14 protein-coding genes and 1 pseudogene are annotated in these 20,111 nt (G+C 44.3%); 3 read left to right on the top strand and 12 right to left on the bottom strand.

Annotation, left to right across the window (positions count from 1 at the left end; all coding sequences use genetic code 11):
• Window positions 1–117: 117 nt before the first annotated feature.
• The 4 genes from FO447_RS01745 to FO447_RS01730 form a co-directional block, all read right to left on the bottom strand.
• Window positions 118–792 carry a hypothetical protein gene (locus FO447_RS01745; protein ID WP_117692637.1) on the bottom strand — a complete coding sequence of 225 codons (675 nt, stop codon included), beginning with the start codon at window positions 790–792 and terminating at the stop codon, window positions 118–120.
• Window positions 793–914: 122 nt separating this feature from the next.
• Complete coding sequence (locus FO447_RS01740) at window positions 915–2,291, bottom strand: MFS transporter (RefSeq protein WP_200757388.1); 1,377 nt, start codon at window positions 2,289–2,291, stop codon at window positions 915–917.
• 62 nt (window positions 2,292–2,353) lie between these two features.
• A complete protein-coding gene (locus tag FO447_RS01735; RefSeq protein WP_117727060.1) occupies window positions 2,354–3,115 on the bottom strand; it encodes a porin family protein in 762 nt (253 codons plus the stop codon).
• A gap of 41 nt (window positions 3,116–3,156) precedes the next feature.
• The gene (locus FO447_RS01730; RefSeq protein ID WP_200757386.1) at window positions 3,157–4,551 is read right to left on the bottom strand and encodes a LysM peptidoglycan-binding domain-containing protein; all 1,395 of its coding nucleotides are present in this window, start codon (window positions 4,549–4,551) and stop codon (window positions 3,157–3,159) included.
• Between the two features lie 239 nt (window positions 4,552–4,790).
• On the opposite strand from FO447_RS01730, the pseudogene FO447_RS01725 reads away from it, so the two are divergent.
• The 3 genes and pseudogenes from FO447_RS01725 to FO447_RS01715 form a co-directional block, all read left to right on the top strand.
• Window positions 4,791–5,099, top strand: a pseudogene (locus FO447_RS01725) (gliding motility-associated C-terminal domain-containing protein); the annotation flags it as partial.
• A gap of 27 nt (window positions 5,100–5,126) precedes the next feature.
• Window positions 5,127–7,967, top strand: a complete 2,841-nt coding sequence (gene uvrA, locus FO447_RS01720) for an excinuclease ABC subunit UvrA (protein WP_200757384.1) — start codon at window positions 5,127–5,129, stop codon at window positions 7,965–7,967.
• Between the two features lie 111 nt (window positions 7,968–8,078).
• On the top strand, window positions 8,079–8,930 hold the full coding sequence (locus FO447_RS01715) for an Rpn family recombination-promoting nuclease/putative transposase (RefSeq protein ID WP_118079759.1): 852 nt from the start codon (window positions 8,079–8,081) through the stop codon (window positions 8,928–8,930).
• 404 nt (window positions 8,931–9,334) lie between these two features.
• Here FO447_RS01715 and FO447_RS16230 read toward each other — a convergent pair whose 3' ends face one another.
• The 8 genes from FO447_RS16230 to nuoL form a co-directional block, all read right to left on the bottom strand.
• Entirely contained in the window at window positions 9,335–9,670 is a 336-nt protein-coding gene (locus tag FO447_RS16230; RefSeq protein ID WP_200757382.1) for an MATE family efflux transporter, read from the bottom strand.
• A gap of 5 nt (window positions 9,671–9,675) precedes the next feature.
• Window positions 9,676–10,863: a clostripain-related cysteine peptidase gene (locus FO447_RS01700; RefSeq protein ID WP_200757380.1), complete on the bottom strand. Its 1,188-nt coding sequence runs from the start codon at window positions 10,861–10,863 to the stop codon at window positions 9,676–9,678.
• A gap of 949 nt (window positions 10,864–11,812) precedes the next feature.
• Window positions 11,813–13,570, bottom strand: coding sequence for an ATP-binding protein (locus tag FO447_RS01695; protein ID WP_200757378.1), 1,758 nt, complete (start codon window positions 13,568–13,570; stop codon window positions 11,813–11,815).
• A gap of 210 nt (window positions 13,571–13,780) precedes the next feature.
• Window positions 13,781–14,674, bottom strand: a complete 894-nt coding sequence (locus FO447_RS01690; RefSeq protein WP_117587070.1) for a YitT family protein — start codon at window positions 14,672–14,674, stop codon at window positions 13,781–13,783.
• Between the two features lie 147 nt (window positions 14,675–14,821).
• Window positions 14,822–15,007 carry a DUF4250 domain-containing protein gene (locus FO447_RS01685; RefSeq protein ID WP_200757377.1) on the bottom strand — a complete coding sequence of 62 codons (186 nt, stop codon included), beginning with the start codon at window positions 15,005–15,007 and terminating at the stop codon, window positions 14,822–14,824.
• 146 nt (window positions 15,008–15,153) lie between these two features.
• A complete protein-coding gene (locus FO447_RS01680; protein ID WP_022120140.1) occupies window positions 15,154–16,605 on the bottom strand; it encodes an NADH-quinone oxidoreductase subunit N in 1,452 nt (483 codons plus the stop codon).
• A gap of 15 nt (window positions 16,606–16,620) precedes the next feature.
• Window positions 16,621–18,120: a complex I subunit 4 family protein gene (locus FO447_RS01675; protein ID WP_200757376.1), complete on the bottom strand. Its 1,500-nt coding sequence runs from the start codon at window positions 18,118–18,120 to the stop codon at window positions 16,621–16,623.
• A 33-nt stretch (window positions 18,121–18,153) separates the two neighbouring features.
• On the bottom strand, window positions 18,154–20,109 hold the full coding sequence (nuoL, locus tag FO447_RS01670; RefSeq protein ID WP_117692676.1) for an NADH-quinone oxidoreductase subunit L: 1,956 nt from the start codon (window positions 20,107–20,109) through the stop codon (window positions 18,154–18,156).
• Window positions 20,110–20,111 lie beyond the last annotated feature (2 nt).

Here is a 20,111-nt window from a genome sequence, read left to right as displayed (position 1 = left end):
GACGAGAGAAAAATAGATAAAACCAAGTTGCTCATAGCAACGAAAGTAAAAAGGGGCAATCAGTTGGTTCATCCCAATCTGATTGCCCTTTCTCTATTAACTATAAACTGTTAACTATTAACCATTAACAAAGTTTCCAAACTTATCAATAAAGCCACTGATACCTTCACGGGATGCTTCGAAGTAAGGATATTCATCACGCAAGCAAATTTCGTCGTAAAGGAAATCCGCCACTACCGTATCGTTACCATCCGGCATTACCAGTCCCATCTTGCCATTCTTCTCAGCTATTACCGGCATGATGCTCAAGTCATCATTATAAATGTAGCAGGTGCGCAAGAAATCATAAGTTGGCGAGAGTAAGATGTTGCCTTGATGATCTTTCATACCGAACTTTCCATCCTGCTCAAATACTTCATGATATTGAATGTATTTCGCCTTGATGCGCTGGTAATAGAAAACCATCTTGCGCTTATCGTTGACAAAATCCAGCATATACTGGAAGGTGTCACAATAATTGGCTACCGAACGGACCAGAATCATCTTCAAGTCAAGACCATCCAATGCTTTTCTGTTCAGATCAATATACTTGGCTATCGCCTTCTCCTTCTCTGGTACAGAGAGGCTGGCTAGCCTTTCCTCAAATTTCAACATAGCTTGCTTGGTACCCGACATACCCTTGATATACCGGTGTATCTGTCTGCCCATCTCAGAACATACAAACTTGTCAATCTCCTGCTGCTCTATCGGGTCAGCATAGTCCTTAATCAATGATTCAGGTGTCGCATTCATGGTTATTTCCTTTCTTTTAAAAATTATACTTTCAAAGATTTAGAAGAACAAAGAGCAAACGGATTCTACACTCTTCGTTTGTTACTCTTCACTCAATTTGCTCTTTGTTCTTCGCTCTTCACTTATTTCACATTAGGCTTCTGCAAACCATATCCCTTTCTCTTATCTTCAAACAAGAGGAGGAAAGCGATGAGGATGGCTACTACTCCGAAACCGGCAAAGATAGTCATCGTCTGGGTATAGTCGATGGTGCCGTCGGCTGCGGTATTCGCCTGGTTTACCTTACCAATCCATACCGGAATGAGAGCCAGTCCGATGTTCTGGATGTAGAAGATAAGAGCGTATGCAGTTCCTAAGAGTTTCATTGGAATAATCTTTGGCACAGATGGCCACATGGCTGATGGTACCAGTCCAAATGCGATGCCCAGGATGAGCATCAGCACGATGGCAAGCACCCAAGAGTTGATTGGCAGGGCAAACATGACGTGCACAAAGGTCAGGAGGCAACTGCCGATAATCATCAGCGTGGCACCCTTGCCATACTTATCGTATATACTACCGAAGAGCGGTGTGAGGAAGATGGTACCGAAAGGCAACATTGCAGGAATCAGACCTGCCATATTAGCATCCACACCATACTTGAAAATCATCAGCTTGGTAGCAAACTTAAGGAATGGGAATACGCCTGCATAGAACATCAGACAAAGTACAGCCACATACCAGAAACCTATTGTCTTGAAAAGACCTCCCAAGTCAGAGAACTTGAAACCTTCTTCCGGCTCAGTAGCCACAGCTGCCACAGAAGCATCCTCCTTCTTGTCCATCACGCAATAAACCAGATAAACCAGTACACCAGCGCAAAGCAATACAGCGCCCAAAGCAATAGAAGCAGAAACTCCACCCATTGCCTTGGCAAAAGGAAGAGAAGCACTCAGGGCTGCAGCAGTTCCCAAACGAGCCGTAGCAACCTGTACACCCATTGCCAGAGCTAACTCATGGCCCGTAAACCACTTCACGATAACCTTGCTCACTGTGATACCGCATATCTCGCATCCTACACCATAGATGGCAAAGCCAAGAGCAGCTATCACTACCTGCGTACTATAAGTACCGAAGAATGGTACAGCAACCATTCCGTCAAACTCATGACCTACAGCATACCACTTCAACAAGGCTCCACCAAACATCAGGACGGTAGAAAGGATACCAGTGAAACGGATGCCAAACTTATCGAGGATAAGACCACCGAAGAAGAGGAGCAGGAGGAACACATTGAAGTATCCGTAAGCTCCAGAGAAGAAGCCGTACTCATCCGAATTCCATCCGAGTCCGAGACCATTCTCTGCTCCCTTGGCTGCTGTCAAGAGAGGCTCCAGTGGAGACATCACATCTGTAAAAAAGTAACCGAACATCATCGTGACACTCACGATGAGGAGGGCGGTCCAGCGAGCTGACTTAGAGTCGCTCAATTTCATCTGCATTTTTTCTGTTGTACTCATTTTCTTTAAAACATAAATGATAAACCCGTTATCATTATTAATTATCAATTATTAATTATCATCTATTTCCGTTTCACGTTCTTCGTTCTGGTGATATCAAAGAGATAAGAGAGTTTCAGAACAATCTGTCCGTAGTTACTCTTTCCAAAATAATCACGCTTAGAAGCACCGTAGATATTTCCCAGACCATAGTAGTATCGGGCTTCGGCAAGGAAATGCCCCACCTTCGGAATACTGTATTCAGCACCCAGACCCAGGGCGATACCATAATCGAGCTTGTTCTTGACTGCCATCGTATCCTGAGCCACCACCGGACTTACACGGTTATTGTCGGTTGCCGGCATGTGCTCTACCGAGAAGTTGGTCTTCTGCGAATCACTCAGATAAAGTCCAAATTGCGGACCAGCATTCACGAAGATATTCAGTCCTCTTGTCTCCCTACCCCATGCCAGATGCGCAAAGATTGGCACCTGAATATAGTTGATGGTACGCTTGTAAGCCATCGCCTCTTTGGTTTCGGTGATAATCACCGGATTATTCTCCATATCCAGGATATCCTCTTCCCATCCTGCCTGCGAATAGTTTACCTCGGCATAGATAGAACAGATGGTCTTGAAATATTTCTCGCAGGTATATCTCATCGAGAAACCGCCCGTCAGTCCGCCGTGCTGCTTCTGCTGTACCTCGGGTGTGAATCCTACGCTACTCATCATATAGCCCCCATTAAAACCAATGGCGAAATCACTACGATGTTCTCCTATCTGTGCCGAAACTGGAATTCCGAAGATGAGCATCAGAATCAGCAGCCCAATATTTCTATTCATTATCAACTATAAATTGTAAACTATAAATTGTAAACTATAAACTAGTACTTCACCGCCTCTATCTGATGATTAAAGGTATAGTGAATCAACTGGAAACTCTTGTTCTTGTATCCTCCCCTACTGGTCTTCTCGAAACGGAGTGGAGTCTGCACAGGCTGGTAAGTCATCTGCTGGCGCTCACCTGTAAAGTTCTTGCCATATCTCTTGACACCCTGAATCAGATACATTCCGTGATCGAAACCGGTGATGGCGAATCTTGGCTGTGCCACCATCATAGGCTGATGGAACCATCGCTCATAACGGCTCTCAAGCGCCTTGGTCTGTGCTGAGTTCGGGTTATAATAGAAGGTGGAAGGGATATAAGTATCATACTTATAGAATCTTTCCAGATTATACTTGGCATACATCAGCCATTCGGTATAGCCGAAGAGAGAGATGGCTGCACCCGGATACTTCGCATCAAATTCGTCGAGTTTGTTCAACACCTGAGTCAACTGTGGTGAACGTCCCGTATTCAGAATTATCACATTCTGCTTGGAAGGCATGAAAGCCTTGGCAAACTGCTCGATACTTGAATTCACATTGGTGATGCTATAATTGATTTTCCTGCGTTCCAGTTCCTTGCGCAGACCGAACGTAAAGTTGCCCTTTCTCGAAGTAGAATCATTGCAGTCTACAAAGATAGGATGCACATTGGTAAAACGGCTCAGGAATGCCTTGATGGTCGCATCATTCAGCGCATCATCGCTCTGATAAACCTGGAAAATCTCTTTGTTTCTTTCTACATCATCTCCGCTGATAGAGAACGGAATCACCATTTTGATGCCGTAGGTCTTGCAGAAGTTGGTCAGCGGAGCCACCTGCTTGGTATAAAGTGGACCAAAGATGATATCGCATTGGTTAGCGCCTTCCTGCAAGAGTGTATTCCGGATATCAGCATCAATAGGAACGTTCCAGGCACGCACATCTATATCGGTGCCCTGCTGCTTCAGGGTTTCGCAAGCCAGCAGCAATCCGCGGTAATACTCCACCATTCGCTTGCCGTCGCCATCAACATTATGCAAAGGTAACATCACGCCTACCTTTACCGCATTTCTGGCAACAGCAGCCTTTGAAGTGGTCGGAGCTGTAGCAGTTTTCTGAACCGTTGCCCCATTCCCCGACTTCTGACCGTTCACCTGATTAGGGTTCTTCTGGTCCTTGGCGTATGGAATAAAGAGCGTAGCTCCCTTCTGCAGCATGTATCCCTCACGCTTCATCTCCGGATTGGCATCCATCAGTTCAGGAAGGCTCAATCCATATTTATTGGCGATACCAAAGATGGTATCTTTCTTCTTAACCGTGTAAATGTCGCGCCATTTTACAGTCTGCGCGCCAATGCTGACACTGAGCAGAAGCCCAACGAACAGCAGGAAATATCTCATTTTTTGTCTCATATCTCAAGATTTTTTTAACGATATCTTCAAATATTTCATGTTTTCATCTGCAAAAATACAAAAAATCTTGCATCTGACGCAATATCTCTCATCTTTTTATTATCTTTGCACAAATTATTTTAGAAATGAGACGAAAAATAGCATTACTTTGCATCATGTTGCCACTTTTAACGTGTCAATTACACGCTCAGGAAGTCAACGACGACGAGGAGGACAACACAGAAGAGACGACCAAGGTCAGTTCTCTTCTCATGCCGAATGCCTTCTCTCCAAATGGCGATGGCATCAACGACATCTACAAGCCCAAGGATGGTTACCGGAACATTGAGGAATTCCACGCCTATATATATAATAGGTGGGGACAGAAACTCTATGAATGGACCGACCCTGCCACGGGATGGGATGGCACCTACCGCGGAAAACCGGTCAAGGAGGGTGTCTACTTCTGTCTCGTCAAGGCGAAGGGGGCAGATGGCGTGGCGTATAACATCAAACGTGATGTCAACCTGCTCAGAGGTTATACCGAAGAGCAGAACAGTAACTATTAGGCAAACAGCAATTAGCAGAATTGGAATATGAATTCAGAAGAAAAGATAAATGTATGGGGCGCACGGGTCCACAACCTCAAGAACATAGATGTGGAGATTCCGCGTGATTCCCTCACCGTGATTACCGGACTCTCGGGTTCGGGCAAGAGTTCACTGGCATTCGACACCATCTTTGCCGAAGGTCAGCGCAGATATATCGAAACATTCTCTGCCTATGCCCGCAACTTCCTGGGAAATATGGAACGCCCGGATGTTGATAAGATTACGGGATTGAGTCCGGTCATCAGCATAGAACAGAAAACCACCAACAAGAATCCCCGCTCTACCGTGGGCACTACCACCGAGATTTACGATTATCTCCGTCTGCTCTATGCCCGCGCCGGTACTGCCTACAGCTATCAGAGTGGCGAGGAGATGATGAAATATACCGAGGAACAGGTCATCGACATGATTCTCAGCGATTATAAGGGCAAGGCTATCTTCCTGCTCGCTCCCCTCGTACGCCAGCGCAAGGGTCATTACCGCGAACTCTTCGAAAGCATGCGCAGAAAGGGGTATCTCTACGTGCGACTCGACGGCAACATCCTCGAAATCGTTCCCAATATGAAAACCGACCGCTACAAGAACCACAATATAGAAGCTGTGGTCGATAAACTGGTGGTGAAGGAAGAGGATGAGGAACGCATCCGCAAGAGTGTGGCGACGGCTATGAAACAGGGCGACGGCATGGTAATGGTTCTTGAGAAAGGTGCCAAGGAGGCCAAGACATACTCCAAGCGTCTCATGGACCCTGTAACAGGTATCGCCTACCAGGATCCTGCTCCTAACATGTTCTCCTTCAACTCTCCCGAAGGTGCCTGTCCGCATTGCAAGGGTCTGGGAAAGGTGAACCAGATTGATATCAAGAAGGTAATTCCCGATGATAAACTCAGCATCCATGAGGGCGGCATCGCTCCACTTGGCAAATACAAAAACCAGATGATTTTCTGGCAGATAGAATCATTGCTCAGCAAGTATGACCTCAACCTGAAGACGCCTATCTGCGAGATTCCGGGCGATGCCATGCAGGAAATCCTCTATGGCTCGCTCGAAAACGTGAAGATCGAGAAGGAAAAGGTGCATACCTCTACCGACTACTTCTGCGCATACGATGGCATCATCGACTACCTGCAGAAGGTGATGGAGGATGACGAGAGTGCAGCAGGCAAGAAATGGGCCGACCAGTTTATCTCTACCATCGAATGTCCTGAATGCCATGGCTTGCGACTCAAAAAAGAATCGCTCTCTTTCAAGATCTGGGATAAGAATATATCCGAAGTAGCCAGTCTCGACATCGATGAACTGCGCGATTGGCTCGAAGAAGTGGAACAGCATCTGCCTTCGATGAAAGCGAAGGTGGCTCACGAAATCATCAAGGAGTTGCGCTCACGCGTTACCTTCCTCCTCGATGTGGGACTCAATTATCTCTCGCTCAACCGCCAGTCAGCTTCTCTATCGGGTGGCGAGAGCCAGCGCATCCGTCTGGCTACTCAGATTGGTAGCCAGCTGGTCAACGTGCTCTATATCCTCGATGAGCCGAGCATCGGTCTGCACCAGCGCGACAACGAACGTCTGCTCAACAGTCTGAAGGAACTTCGCGACCTGGGCAATACCGTTATTGTGGTGGAGCACGATGAAGATATGATGCGGGCTGCCGACTGGATAGTAGATATCGGTCCGAAGGCGGGACGCAAGGGAGGTGAAGTTGTCTTCCAGGGCACACCTCAGGAGATGCTCAAGACCAATACCATCACCGCCCAGTATCTCAACGGCAAGATGGCTATTGAGGTGCCTGCCCTCCGCAGAGAAGGCAACGGCAAGCATATCACCATTCACGGAGCTACGGGCAACAACCTCAAGGGGGTGGATGTTGATTTTCCACTCGGCAAACTCATTGTCGTAACGGGTGTCAGCGGCTCAGGCAAATCCACTCTCATCAACGAGACTCTCCAGCCTATCCTCTCGCAGCATTTCTACCGCTCACTCAAGAAACCGATGCCATACGAGAGCATCGAGGGTATCGAGAATATCGACAAGGTGGTGAATGTAGACCAGAGTCCTATTGGCAGAACGCCTCGCAGCAATCCAGCTACCTACACAGGCGTGTTCAGCGATATCCGCTCACTCTTCGTAGGACTTCCCGAAGCAAAGATCCGCGGTTACAAGCCGGGCAGATTCTCCTTTAACGTGAAAGGTGGAAGATGCGAAGAATGTAAGGGTAACGGATATAAGACCATCGAAATGAACTTCCTGCCAGATGTCTACGTACCTTGTGAGGTATGCCACGGCAAACGCTACAACCGCGAGACGCTGGAGGTAAGATACAAGGGAAAGAGCATCGCCGATGTTCTCGACATGACCATCAACCAGGCGGTAGATTTCTTCGAGAATGTTCCTCAGATACTGCAGAAGATCAAGGCATTACAGAATGTAGGTCTCGGATACATCAGGTTAGGACAGAGTTCCACTACCCTCTCTGGCGGTGAAAGTCAGCGCGTAAAACTGGCTACAGAACTCTCGAAGCGTGATACGGGCAAGACGCTCTATATTCTCGATGAACCGACAACCGGTCTGCATTTCGAAGACATCCGCATTCTGATGGATGTACTCCAGAAACTGGTAGAGCGTGGCAATACGGTCATCATCATCGAGCACAATCTCGATGTCATCAAACTCGCCGACTGGCTCATCGACATGGGTCCGGAAGGTGGACGAGGCGGCGGTCAGCTCCTCTTTGCCGGAACACCAGAAGAAATGGTAAAGCAGCAGAAGGGATATACCTACAAGTTCCTCGCCCCTTTACTGAAGAAATCAGGGAAACCAGAATAAATCAGGATAGGAACGAAGACTGTGGCAGAAGAAAATAAAAAAAACGCTCTAAAAGTTTGGATGTTACAAATATTAAGTTTATCTTTGCATAAGATATAAAACAAACAGCGTATGAAACAGGTAGAAGAACGATACATCAGCTTGCTGACCGATTTCGGCTTCAAGCGCATTTTTGGAACAGCAATGAACAAGGATTTGCTCATTTGCTTCCTCAACAGCTTGTTCAATGGCAGACAGGTTGTTAAGGACGTTTCGTATCTGAACCCAGAGCATGTCGGTGATGTTTATACCGACCGCAAGGCTATCTTCGACGTGTATTGCGAAGGAGAAAACGGCGAGAAGTTCATCGTTGAAATGCAAAATGCCTATCAGGCATATTTTAAGGATCGTTCCCTCTTCTACTCTACTTTCCCTATCCGCGAGCAGGCACCAAAGGGAAGTGATTGGGATTTCAAACTCAACCATGTCTATACAGTTGCGCTGCTCAACTTCAACATGAACGAGGACGCCTTCGACAAGGAGGAAATCCGCCACCATGTACAGTTGTGCGATACCGCTACCCATAAGATTTTTTACGATAAGCTGGAGTTTATCTATGTAGAGATTGCCAAATTCGACAAGACTTTGGATGAACTGGAAACATTGTATGATAAATGGCTATATGCACTGAAGAACCTCTATAAGCTTACCCAACGCCCAAAGGAGCTGTGCGACAAGGTTTTTGACCGACTTTTCGAAGAAGCCGAGATTGCCAAATTCACACCACAGGAGATTCGGGAATATGAAGCAAGCAAGATGGCATATCGGGATATCAAGAACTCTATTGATACGGCGAAAAGGGAAGGTAGAATAGAAGCTAATATAGAAACTGCTCAACGTTTGCTGGCTATGGGACTTCCAACAGAACAGGTTGCTAAAGCGACCCAGCTACCTTTGGATATGGTTCAAAATCTGAGCTACTGATAAAAGCGAAAACTAACGTTTTTCTTTTATGCTGGATACCATAACTAATAACCCCAACCTACTTTCTCAAGAGGGTTGGGGTATTTTCATTTCAATATAAAATATGACGACTGCTACCCTTTCATCTTTACAAACATCAAAGGCCCAATCCTTGTAAAGGAGGAAGACATAGATGCTTACATTAGAAGCCATGAGGATGACTTCATCAGCCAAGCCGAGGAATCCTTGCCAATCAAATCTTGCAGAAGATTGTTTGAATTATTCGACATAGATACCATAACAGCTCTCGTATTTCCAATTCCTTCTAAAAAATATCTAAAAATACAGAATATAATTAATGGAACCGTTGAGATTGATATATATATAGTATCGTATCGCGATATTTATCACATCCTTAGGTTGGCCTAAGTATTCAAAAAAGGTATTAACGATATTTGAAATCCCATAAATATAAATCCCAATATCGTAAATAGAACTATTGCATTGTGCAATAACGTCCTAGATAAATGAAATTTCGAATAAACTTCTCCTATAATTGGGACTAAACCACTTACGATGCCAATTCCAAATATATAAATAAAAAAATAAACATTCCCACCAAAAGAAATTGCAGCCAAGTCACGAGAACCTATTTGTCCAACCATTACAATATCTGACAGTTGGACAAAAAACAAGCCTAATTGAGATATAATTAGAGGAATTGATAATTTTAATATAGACTTTATCGAATCCCAATTCATACAAATTAATGGGTGGCATTATACCATCGTGTATATATTTTTGGATTTGAAAGTCTATTACTACTAGGATCAGAAGTAGTAATACCAGAATAATGATTAATGGGCAATATTCCTTTAAAAGCAGAATAGTATTGTGGAGTATGACATTTGAATAATATTGTTTTCCTCAATTGATTTGAAAATTCATCAAGAATCACACTATCATTACAAATCTTATTAATATAGTCTTCAAAATCAAAGAAAATAGTCGGAGTATATCCATCCATTACCTGGATACTATTTGCTGATATATTATTATTTTGATTTTCGATATTAATTCTTTTCACAATATTTGCCAATTGTTCTAATTCTTGACAATTCGTAACAGCTGCTGTACCATATGGATATGTATATTGACTATAAAACTCATAAAATGCTTGAATAACTCCCTCATAATCAACATTTCCTATAAGATATTTCCCACATTCATGATATGGGAATCCATATGCCATTACTTCAGTGGGACTAGCTATTAAATATTTCGTGACATCTTTTAAATCATATGCAACCTCGATTGAAGACATATAGCAATCATCAAATAGTATATATTCCATAGTAATTCCGGACTCTAAAATTGCTTGAGCCAAGACAGACGTTTCTATTTGATATTCCTGTGTTAATCCACCGAAATATCTTGTCATTGGGCCATTACTTACATTATAATGAAATATCTCTTGAGTTTCATTGGATTTTGTATGAATTACTGGCAACCATCCCATTCCATGGCAGCCGATAATTAATCCATATTTCTTTCCAGGCGCATATTCTTTTATAGCCTTCAATATATTAGAAATACCCTCTTGCGAAGTAAATCTTTGATTGTCATAAGTTCTAATATTCTCAACGAAACAACTTCCATTATCATACTTTAATTCCATGAGATCCGCAGTATTTGGCGTTGTAGCTAAACAGACCATGACTCGTGCATTTTGTGAGCCTCTTTCTTCTATACTTTTAGAAAAATCTTTTATGTTTTGTTGAAAATAAGGTAACAAATTTGAACTCCAAGGGAAAAACATTATGACTGTTTGTTCATTTTCTTCCTTTGGAACAACAATTTCTTCTTCACTCGAACATGAAATCATGATAGTCAGTGAGACCAACGTGATAAATATGAATATTATATGTGATAATTTATTTTTACTTATGTTCATTGCTTAACACATTTTTTATTCCAAAGTTAGTGATTTTTTTGCCAACAATAGCTATTTTATGTTATTTTTTACGATATTTTTCATCTTATCCACCTATATTAACTTAAACTGACTCGTATCGTTTTAAACGAATCATTTTGAATTGCCTAGCAACAAAGCCTCAGATTGCCTCAATCCAAGGAATATTCGTCTCGTAACCTATATCAAAATCAATTTCTTGGTCAACTAAAATCGTTAAACCACACGTATCAGTTTGTTTCACTTCTAGAAACCGTAACCTTTCTCAGATGCCATCCATCGCAAGCTTTTCAACAATGATATGCAGTATCTGATAAAGTGTAGTGAGAAAATCGTGAGGGATAACCCCAAATCGTGAGGGATAGCGTGAGGGATATTTCCGTATTTGAAGTATCTATCACGCTATTCAAGTATCTGTATATTAACATATTAAAATGTATGATACATTCAAATCGTGATGGATGATAGATGATTACATAAAATTTGTTCATATGAAGGCTGCGCTGGGTTACTGATATTACTGCATCGGGTAACTGATATGGCTGCATCGGGGTACAGATATTACTGCATCGGGGTACAGATATTACTGCGTCGGGTTACAGATATTACTGCGTCGGGTTACAGATATTACTGCATCGGGTTACAGATATTACTGCGTAAGCTAACGGAGACGTATCTGTAAGCTTATCGAGACGTCTGCATTAGCTAACTGAGACGTCTGAACTAGCTTACTGAAATACTTGAATTGTCTTACTGAACTACTTGAGTTGCTACCCTTCAACTGGACTTACCGAACCCGTACTTGCTCTTTTGGTAAAGTGAGGGTGTGTCATAAGTTTATGATTCACCCTCTTGACTTTTCCTGATGCACAAAAAAAGCACGGAATATTAAACTCCGTGCTCTTTGAACACTAAAATAATTCAATGTCTCTCAACATACCACCTCCTCCATCCTCACCAACTTGCCAGCTACAAACTGCATGATGATTTTATGGAGCGTTGTACCCTGGCGCAGCGCCTCGACCCTTGGAGCTGCGGCATATCGCTTGATTTGTTCCTCAGCCTCTTGCCATTGGGCTTCTGCCTTAGAAAGTTTGCCAACCTCTGACTTTGACTCGTAATCTTTCTTCGACAACACCTTCAGCTCCAGGATATAACTATGCTTCGTAGCATAATGAGTAAGATTTGGCAAAAGGAAAAAATCACAATAGCCATGGTTCAACTCTAGCTCCGGTGCAGTATAATAGTAATTGTTCAAATTCAGATATGCCATGAAGAAACCTTGAAGATTACGCTCCGACTCTATGCCGTCACGAACTGACGATACCTTGGAATAGGCATCTGCCATAAACTGTAATCCTTCACGCCACTTACCCTCGTACGCCATATCATAATAATAATCAGTAAGTTGATTGGTATCTACGTATGACCTTTCCTCATACAAGTCCATCAAATAGCCATAGTACTGCTTACGGACATTATTGTTTGGAATACCCAATATCATCTTATCGCCACGAGTTCCCTTGATGGTCAACATACCATAATAAAACAGCAGACTCGTAAATATCTGAGGGTCGGTCAACCTATAGGCAGAAAAGGTTTCTGTCAAAGGAGCCACAATCTGCCCCGTCTCGGCTATCGTGCGGATAACACCTTTGCGGTCGCCATCCAACTTATCCAACTGAAGAAGTTTCTTCATCTTGTTGTAGTCAGTCTTTGTGTTTGGGTCTATCATCTGCTTTGGAGCTTCTCCCCTATCTATATAATTTCGGAGATAATAGATGACCATATCACTATTGAACACCTTACTCTGAGTATGCAGAGCATCCTCAGAAAAACAATAGTTATCATACCAAGGTTTCATCTCGTCTATCATCGCCTCGATATCGCTTGCTGCAGGAATACCTCCCACTTCCTTGTAATAAGCAAACATCTTGCGTACTTCCTCCATGGAGAAGCCCAACATCTGATTGAACTCTGGCTTGGTGGAGATATGCCAGCCAATATTGAACCCACTCGTCACATCGTCCAAGGTAACAGGACTGACACCTGTGATGAAAATACGTTCAAACATACCCTTGAACTTCTTGAAGACATCACGGTAGAAGCCATCGGCATGGGTGATTGCCCAATATACATTCTCACCCTGCTCATTGAGCACAGTATTGGTGAAATTGTCATATTCATCGATAATCAGATAGAGAGGAAGGTTCTTGGTGGCAGTCTCATCCTGAAGCAAAGCTAATTTCTCCGTAGCAGAATCAGACTTAAAGAACTTCTTCTTAACATCTTCTGGATAAAATTCCTGATAAACTCGCATGAAGCCATCTAATTTGACACGAAGATACATATTGAAGTTTTCCTCCAACTTGTCGATACTACCACCTACATACGAGAAATCAAGGTGAAGAATCTGAAACTTCCCCTGTAAAGGAGTAGGATGCTTACCTACCCATAAATCACCGAAAAGAGTTTGAAATTTCTCTTTCTTGCTACAGTCGTAATAAGCATGGAGCATACTCAGGAATATGCTCTTACCAAACCGACGTGGACGAATGAAGAAGATGTTGCTAGGTTGGTTTTCCAACAAAGGCAAATACATCGTCTTATCCACATAATATTGATTTTGCTCTATAACAGCCTCAAAGTCATTGATGCCGTAAGGCAAACGTTTCATATTCTGATTCATGATTGCTCCTTTTAATATTTTACCTTTGCAAAAATAAGAAAATTATCTGAATATGCCAAAGAATCTGTCTGTCTTTTCTTTGTATTGCTAAAAATTATTGGTATTTTTGCAATATGAACCCTATATAACCTCCTAATAGTTGAATAGATTTGATGGCTATAGTGATTTTTTCCGAAACTCATTTGTTATAACACAAAAAAGCACGGAATATTAAACTCCGTGCTCTTTTTTGCTTTTATATTTAATCTTGTCAAAACCTTCACCATACACACCGATAACGGCACTCTGACTGACAAAGGCATGGGGATCAATCTCGCTGATAAGACGGAAGATAGCAGGAGCCTGACGCTGCTTGGCTAACACGAAAAGCATCTTCACATCCTGACCGGAATAAAAACCGCTGGCATTCACCACCGTTACTCCCCTATCAGCATCTACATTGATACGCTTGCCTATCTCCTCATACTTCTGTGAAATGATAAAGAACTGTACGCTTCGTCTTCTGCTGTTTACCACCTGGTCGATGCAGAATGCCTGAACGCAAAGAACTACATAACCATATAACACCTTCTCCCAATCGTGTACCACCAGATAACTGGAACTGATGATGAAGATGTCGCATATCATAATCACTCTACCTAGAGAAATGTCGCGATACTTGTTGACGATGGCGGCGATAATATCCGTACCACCCGTACTTCCACCAACCGAGAAACCGAGTCCGATTCCGCAGCCACAGAAAACGGCACCCAGGAAAGCAGCCCATAAAGGTTGGTTTTCCAAAAGATGAACATCACCTAAACGGCTGGAGAAGAAAGAGGTCAGGATGGTTACCACGATAACGGCATAAACGGTCTTGACACAGAACTTAGCTCCCAAAATCTTGAACGCACATATTAATAAGGTGGCGTTGACGATGAAATACGGAATTTGCACAGGGCAACCGGTTGCCCAATAGATAATACTGGAGATACCAGGAAGTCCGCTTGCTGTTACATTGGTTGGCAAGAGGAATACATTCCATCCAATAGCGTAGGATATCATACCTATCGCAATCAAAACATAGTCTTGTACAGACTTCCACAAGGGTCGAGGAGGAGTCATAATTAATTAATAATTTATATTTTTTAAAAGCTTTTGCCCTTACAGGGCGTTTTTAAATGCAATTACATTTACCCAGGGTGTTGCCCTGGGCTAGGAGCTTCTGCCCTTACAGGGCGTGCTGACTATACTTTTCTGAGCGTGTGGGTTTTACCAGAATTTATTCTGCTGCTCTGACCACTCAAAACCTTGGGTAGCCATTTTGGCTTCTAATGCCGCACGGTTCACATTGAAGTGATTACAAATCTCATCGAGTGTTTCAAACTCGTGGTCACGAAGCAGGAAGTTGATGGCGCTTACGAGCATCGGAACATCATTCATTGGTAACTTATCCATTTTAAATTTATAATTTATAATTTACAATTTATAGTGGAGGCACCATGCCTCTTTCGGGGTGCAAAGGTACTGCAAATTTTAGATAAAACAAAAAAAAATCCCGCCAATCTATACGATTAGCGGGATTTTTATAAATTATTGATGATTTACGCATTCACTGCAACTGAAATCCAGTCGAAGACGAATGAGCAAATACCGAATGCTACGATACCTACGGTGCAGATAGCAAGCGCCAACTTGGTTGAGCATGCGCTCTGGAAAGTAGGAAGCGGATTATCGCTGTGCTTGATGAACATAGCCTTCACGATGAGCAGATAGTAGTACAAGCTGATAACTGTGTTTACCAACGCGATGAATACTACGCCGTATGCCCAGGCTCCCAATGTGGTGTGGATGTCGTGTGTTCCAACCGCTGCCATGAACACGAAGAACTTCGAGAACATTCCGGCAAATGGAGGAATACCACCCAATGAGAACAATGCCAAGGTCATCAGGAATGCCAGACGTGGGTTGGTCTTGTACAAACCATTGTAGCTGTCCATCTGAACAGTACCGTTGTTGTGCTCCTCAATAGATGAGATGATGGTGAAGACGCTCAGGTTGGCTACTACGTAAATCAATACATAGTAAGTCAGGGCGCTCACGCTCATCGCTGAGTTACCTACCACAGCCAACATGATGTAACCTGCCTGAGAGATAGAAGAGAATGCCATGAAACGCTTCAGGTCGCTCTGACGGATGGCAAACAGGTTGGCGATAGTGATAGAAAGTACAATCACGATGTAAAGCAATACGGTCCAGTACTCTACCATTGGCTGGAACACCTTCATGAGGATAGCGCAGAGAGTGAACGCTGCAGCACCCTTAGATACTACTGACAAGTAACCTGTAACAGTAGTTGGTGCACCCTGGTATGAATCGGCTGTCCAGAAGTGGAATGGAACCAAGGAAATCTTGAAACCGAGACCACTGAAGAAGAATACCATACCGGCGATGGTCAATGGAGATGCAGAGATAACCTTTGCTACATCATCGAAGTACAAAGTACCACAAGCAGCATAGAGCAGCGAGATACCGTAGATCATCACGCCACTTGAGAAAGTAGCAGTAAGGATGAACTTAGCTCCTGCCTCAGCAGAATTGTGACGGTACTTATCGAATGCTACCAAGCAAGCCATTGGCACAGATGCCATTTCGAGACCGAGGAAGAACAGGAGGAAGTGGTTGGCACTAACCATCATGTTCATACCGAGCAAGGTAGAGATAATCAGCATATAGAACTCACCCTCCTTGAAGGCTGTGTCCTCGCGGCTCAACCACTCCTTAGCCTGTACCATCACGATGAGGGTACCCAGCGCCAGGATAGTCTTCAGGACACCGGCAGCAGGACCTGTTGTGTACATGCCGCCAAATGCCTCTGTGGCTTCTGTTGGGAAGATATTGATGGCAATGTGAGCCACCATCAAGAGACATACCAGAGGATTGAACCACTTACGGTCTGCGCTCTTGGAACTGCAGAAGTCAGCAATGAAAGTGATCAACAGAACTACCATCAGGGTAGCTTCTGGAATCATATTTAAAAATTGACTGTAATTCATTTCTTCTGATATTTATTACATGATTACACTAAAGATAGGACCTACAGCGTCCATGATAATCTCCTCTGCCCAGAGTGGGAACATACCGAGACCTGCAACGCAGGCAATAAGACCTGCTACAGCGATACGCTCGTCCCAGGTAGCATCGTGGAGCTTCTCCAACTTAGGGCTAGGAACCTTCTGATAAAGGATCTTACCTACACAACGCAAGATGTAAACCGCTGTTACTACGATTGATGTACAAGCGATGATGGTACATACACGATGGAATGTATCTGCATTCTGGAAAGAACCTACGAAGATGGTCATCTCGGCAACGAAACCTGAGAAACCTGGCAAACCGAGGTTAGCCAAACCTGCTACCGCATAACCTACTGAGAGGAATGGGATAATCTTCATCAAACCACCCAGGTAACGTACGTCACGTGTACCAGCCTGATGGTAAATCATACCGATAACGGCGAAGAAGAGGGCGGTCATCAAACCGTGAGACAACATCTGGAGGATAGCACCAGTAGCAGCTGTCTCGGTCATCATACAGAGAGCGAAGAGCACCATACCACAGTGAGATACTGATGAGTAAGCGTTGATGTACTTCAAGTCGGTCTGTACACATGCTGACAAAGCACCATATACAATAGAGATAGTAGTCAGTACGAGGAACACCTTGATCCAGAAGCCGTGAGTAGCAGCTGGCAAGAGGAACATGGCGATACGGAAGCAACCGTAACCACCGAGCTTCATCAATACACCGGCGTGCAACATAGATACGGCTGTAGGCGCACTGGCGTGACCATCAGGAGACCATGTGTGGAATGGGAACAGCGCACCGAGGATACCGAAACCGATGAAGAGCAATGGGAAGAACACGTTCTGCACGCTCTCAGGAATCGCATGAGCACCATTGGTATGGTGAGCGATATCGAGGATTTCGAAGGTCTGAGCACCACTGTAGAAGTAGATTCCCAGGATACCGATAACCAAAAGGGCAGAACCACCCATCAACATCAAAGTCAACTTCATGGCTGAATACTCCTTTGCACCACTACCCCATACACCGATGAGGAGGTACATAGGAATCAGCGCAACCTCATAGAACATGAACATGGTGAACATGTCGATAGAGATGAAGAAGCCATATACACCGATGCTCAGGAGTGTGAACCAGAGGAAGTATTCCTTCTTCATTGGCTCCATCTGCCAAGAAGCAAATGTACCAGTGAACACGATGATAGAAGTCAGGAGAATCATCACCACTGAGATACCATCCACACCGAGTGAATAGTTGATGTGCAATGGTTCAAACCAAGGCACACAGTAGGTGAAGAGCATCGGAGCTTGGTCGGCTGGCATTGTCTCACGAGCTTCGAGAAATGCAAACACCAAATAGATGGAGAGACCGAGCAATACGCTGGCACCTGCTACCATCACACCACGAACCTGCTTGTCGTTGCGTGCCAACCAGAGGCCGAGCAACATCAGGAGTGGTACTATGACGAATATACTTAAATTCATTTCTTTTCTATTTACTTAATTGTGAGACTTTCATTAAAGAAGTGCGAGCAGGCACAATGTCAATGCTACGGTACCGGTGAGGAACCAGATAGCATAGCTGCGAACATCACCACTCTGCCATGGGCGGATGGTTTCACCTGCCTCCTGTGTACCCCAAGCCATGAAGTTGAAGGTACCATCGATAACGCGACGGTCGAACCATGCGATTGGCTTTGAGAAGCAACCGAAGACAATCTTGTGAGTGAAGAACTGCCAAGCATCGTCAATATAGAAACGGTTCAACGCTGCCTTGTGCAACTTAGGCATCTTCTTAGCCAAAGCGTCTGCCAATGGAGTCTTCTTAGGAGCATACATGTAAGTAGCCAGACCGATACCGATGATAGCAACGATAACAGATGTAGTTGCCACACTCATATCAATATGGATATCGTAGCTCTGACCTGTAGCAGATACGAAGTGACCGAATGGAATCAGACCGCAGAGACAAGAGATGATGGCGAGGAATACCAATGGACCCCACATCACGAAAGGAACCTCCTGTGGTTTGCGACGGTTCTCAGGATCCAGCTCATAGTAGCTCTGTCCCCAGAAGATTACGTAGTAGAGACGGAACATGTAGAATGCAGTCATACCAGCAACCACTGTCATGAACCAGCCCATGAATGGAGAGAACTGGAAGCATGCTGAGATAATCTCATCCTTTGACCAGAAACCTGCGAATGGAGGAATACCTGCAATCGCCAAGCAACCGATGAGGAAGCAGATGTTGGTAATAGGCATGTACTTGTGCAGACCGCCCATGTACTCCTTGAAGTTGCTGCCGATGATGACGATGATGGCACCAGAGCAGAGGAAGAGCAATGCCTTGAACATAGCGTGGGTAAACAGGTGGAAGATACCAGCCATGTAACCCAAACCACCGTGGTGGTTATCTACTGCGAAGCAAACGCCGAGAGCTACGAGCATGTAGGCAATCTGAGAGATAGTAGAGAAAGCCAGACCACGCTTGATATCACGCTGGCAGCAAGCTACTGCTGCTGCATAGAATGCGGTGAAGGCTGCAATGTAAGCTACATAGTGCAATGTCTCAGGAGCATACTGTACCCAGATTGGGAAGAGGCTGGCTACCTGATAAACACCGGCTACAACCATGGTAGCAGCGTGGATCAAGGCAGAAACAGGAGTTGGACCCTCCATCGCATCTGGCAACCAGATGTGCAATGGGAACATCGCACTCTTACCGGCACCACCGATGAACATGAGGAACAACGCTGTTGGCATTACCCAAGCTGCACCTGCCAAAGCAGAGTTGAGCTCTGGCTGAGCATTCAAGTCGTAGTTGAAGGTTCCTACATAGAAGCTGTAGAACAGGATACCGATGAGGAAGAAGAGGTCAGCGAAACGGGTTACGATGAACGCCTTCTTGCTGGCATGAACTGCAGCATGCTTTGGATAGTAGAAACCGATGAGCAGGTATGAGCAAACACCCACCAACTCCCAGAACAGATACATCTGGAAGATGTTGGTAGCTACTACCAAACCCAACATAGACATGGTGAAGAGACTCAGGTAAGCGTAGAAACGCTGCATACCCTTCTCATATTCCTCAACCTTGTAGTTCTCATCACGCTCTGCCATATAGCCGAAGCTGTAGATGTGAACCATGAAGCTGACGGTGGTAATCACGATGAGCATCAATACGGAGATTGGGCTCAGGCGGAAACCGATGTTGAAGGTGAGCAACTCAGTAAACTTCAACCATGTGAAATTAAATACGGTAACAGTTGGGTACATACCTGTTGAGGCATCGCGACCCACTGCAAAGAAGTACTCGTATGCTGTATAGACAGACATCGCGAATACACAGCCCATCAATACGGTACCGATGAGTGCTGCTACCGGTCTTTTCATCTTCATACCCACAAGTCCCAGAACCAGGAAGCTCAGGAATGGCAGAAGAAGTATCAAAAATGCATAATTGTATTCCATTG

It is taken from the genome of Segatella copri (assembly GCF_015074785.1).
In the GTDB taxonomy this organism is placed as follows: domain Bacteria; phylum Bacteroidota; class Bacteroidia; order Bacteroidales; family Bacteroidaceae; genus Prevotella.
This window is presented reverse-complemented; position numbering and strand designations above follow the sequence as displayed.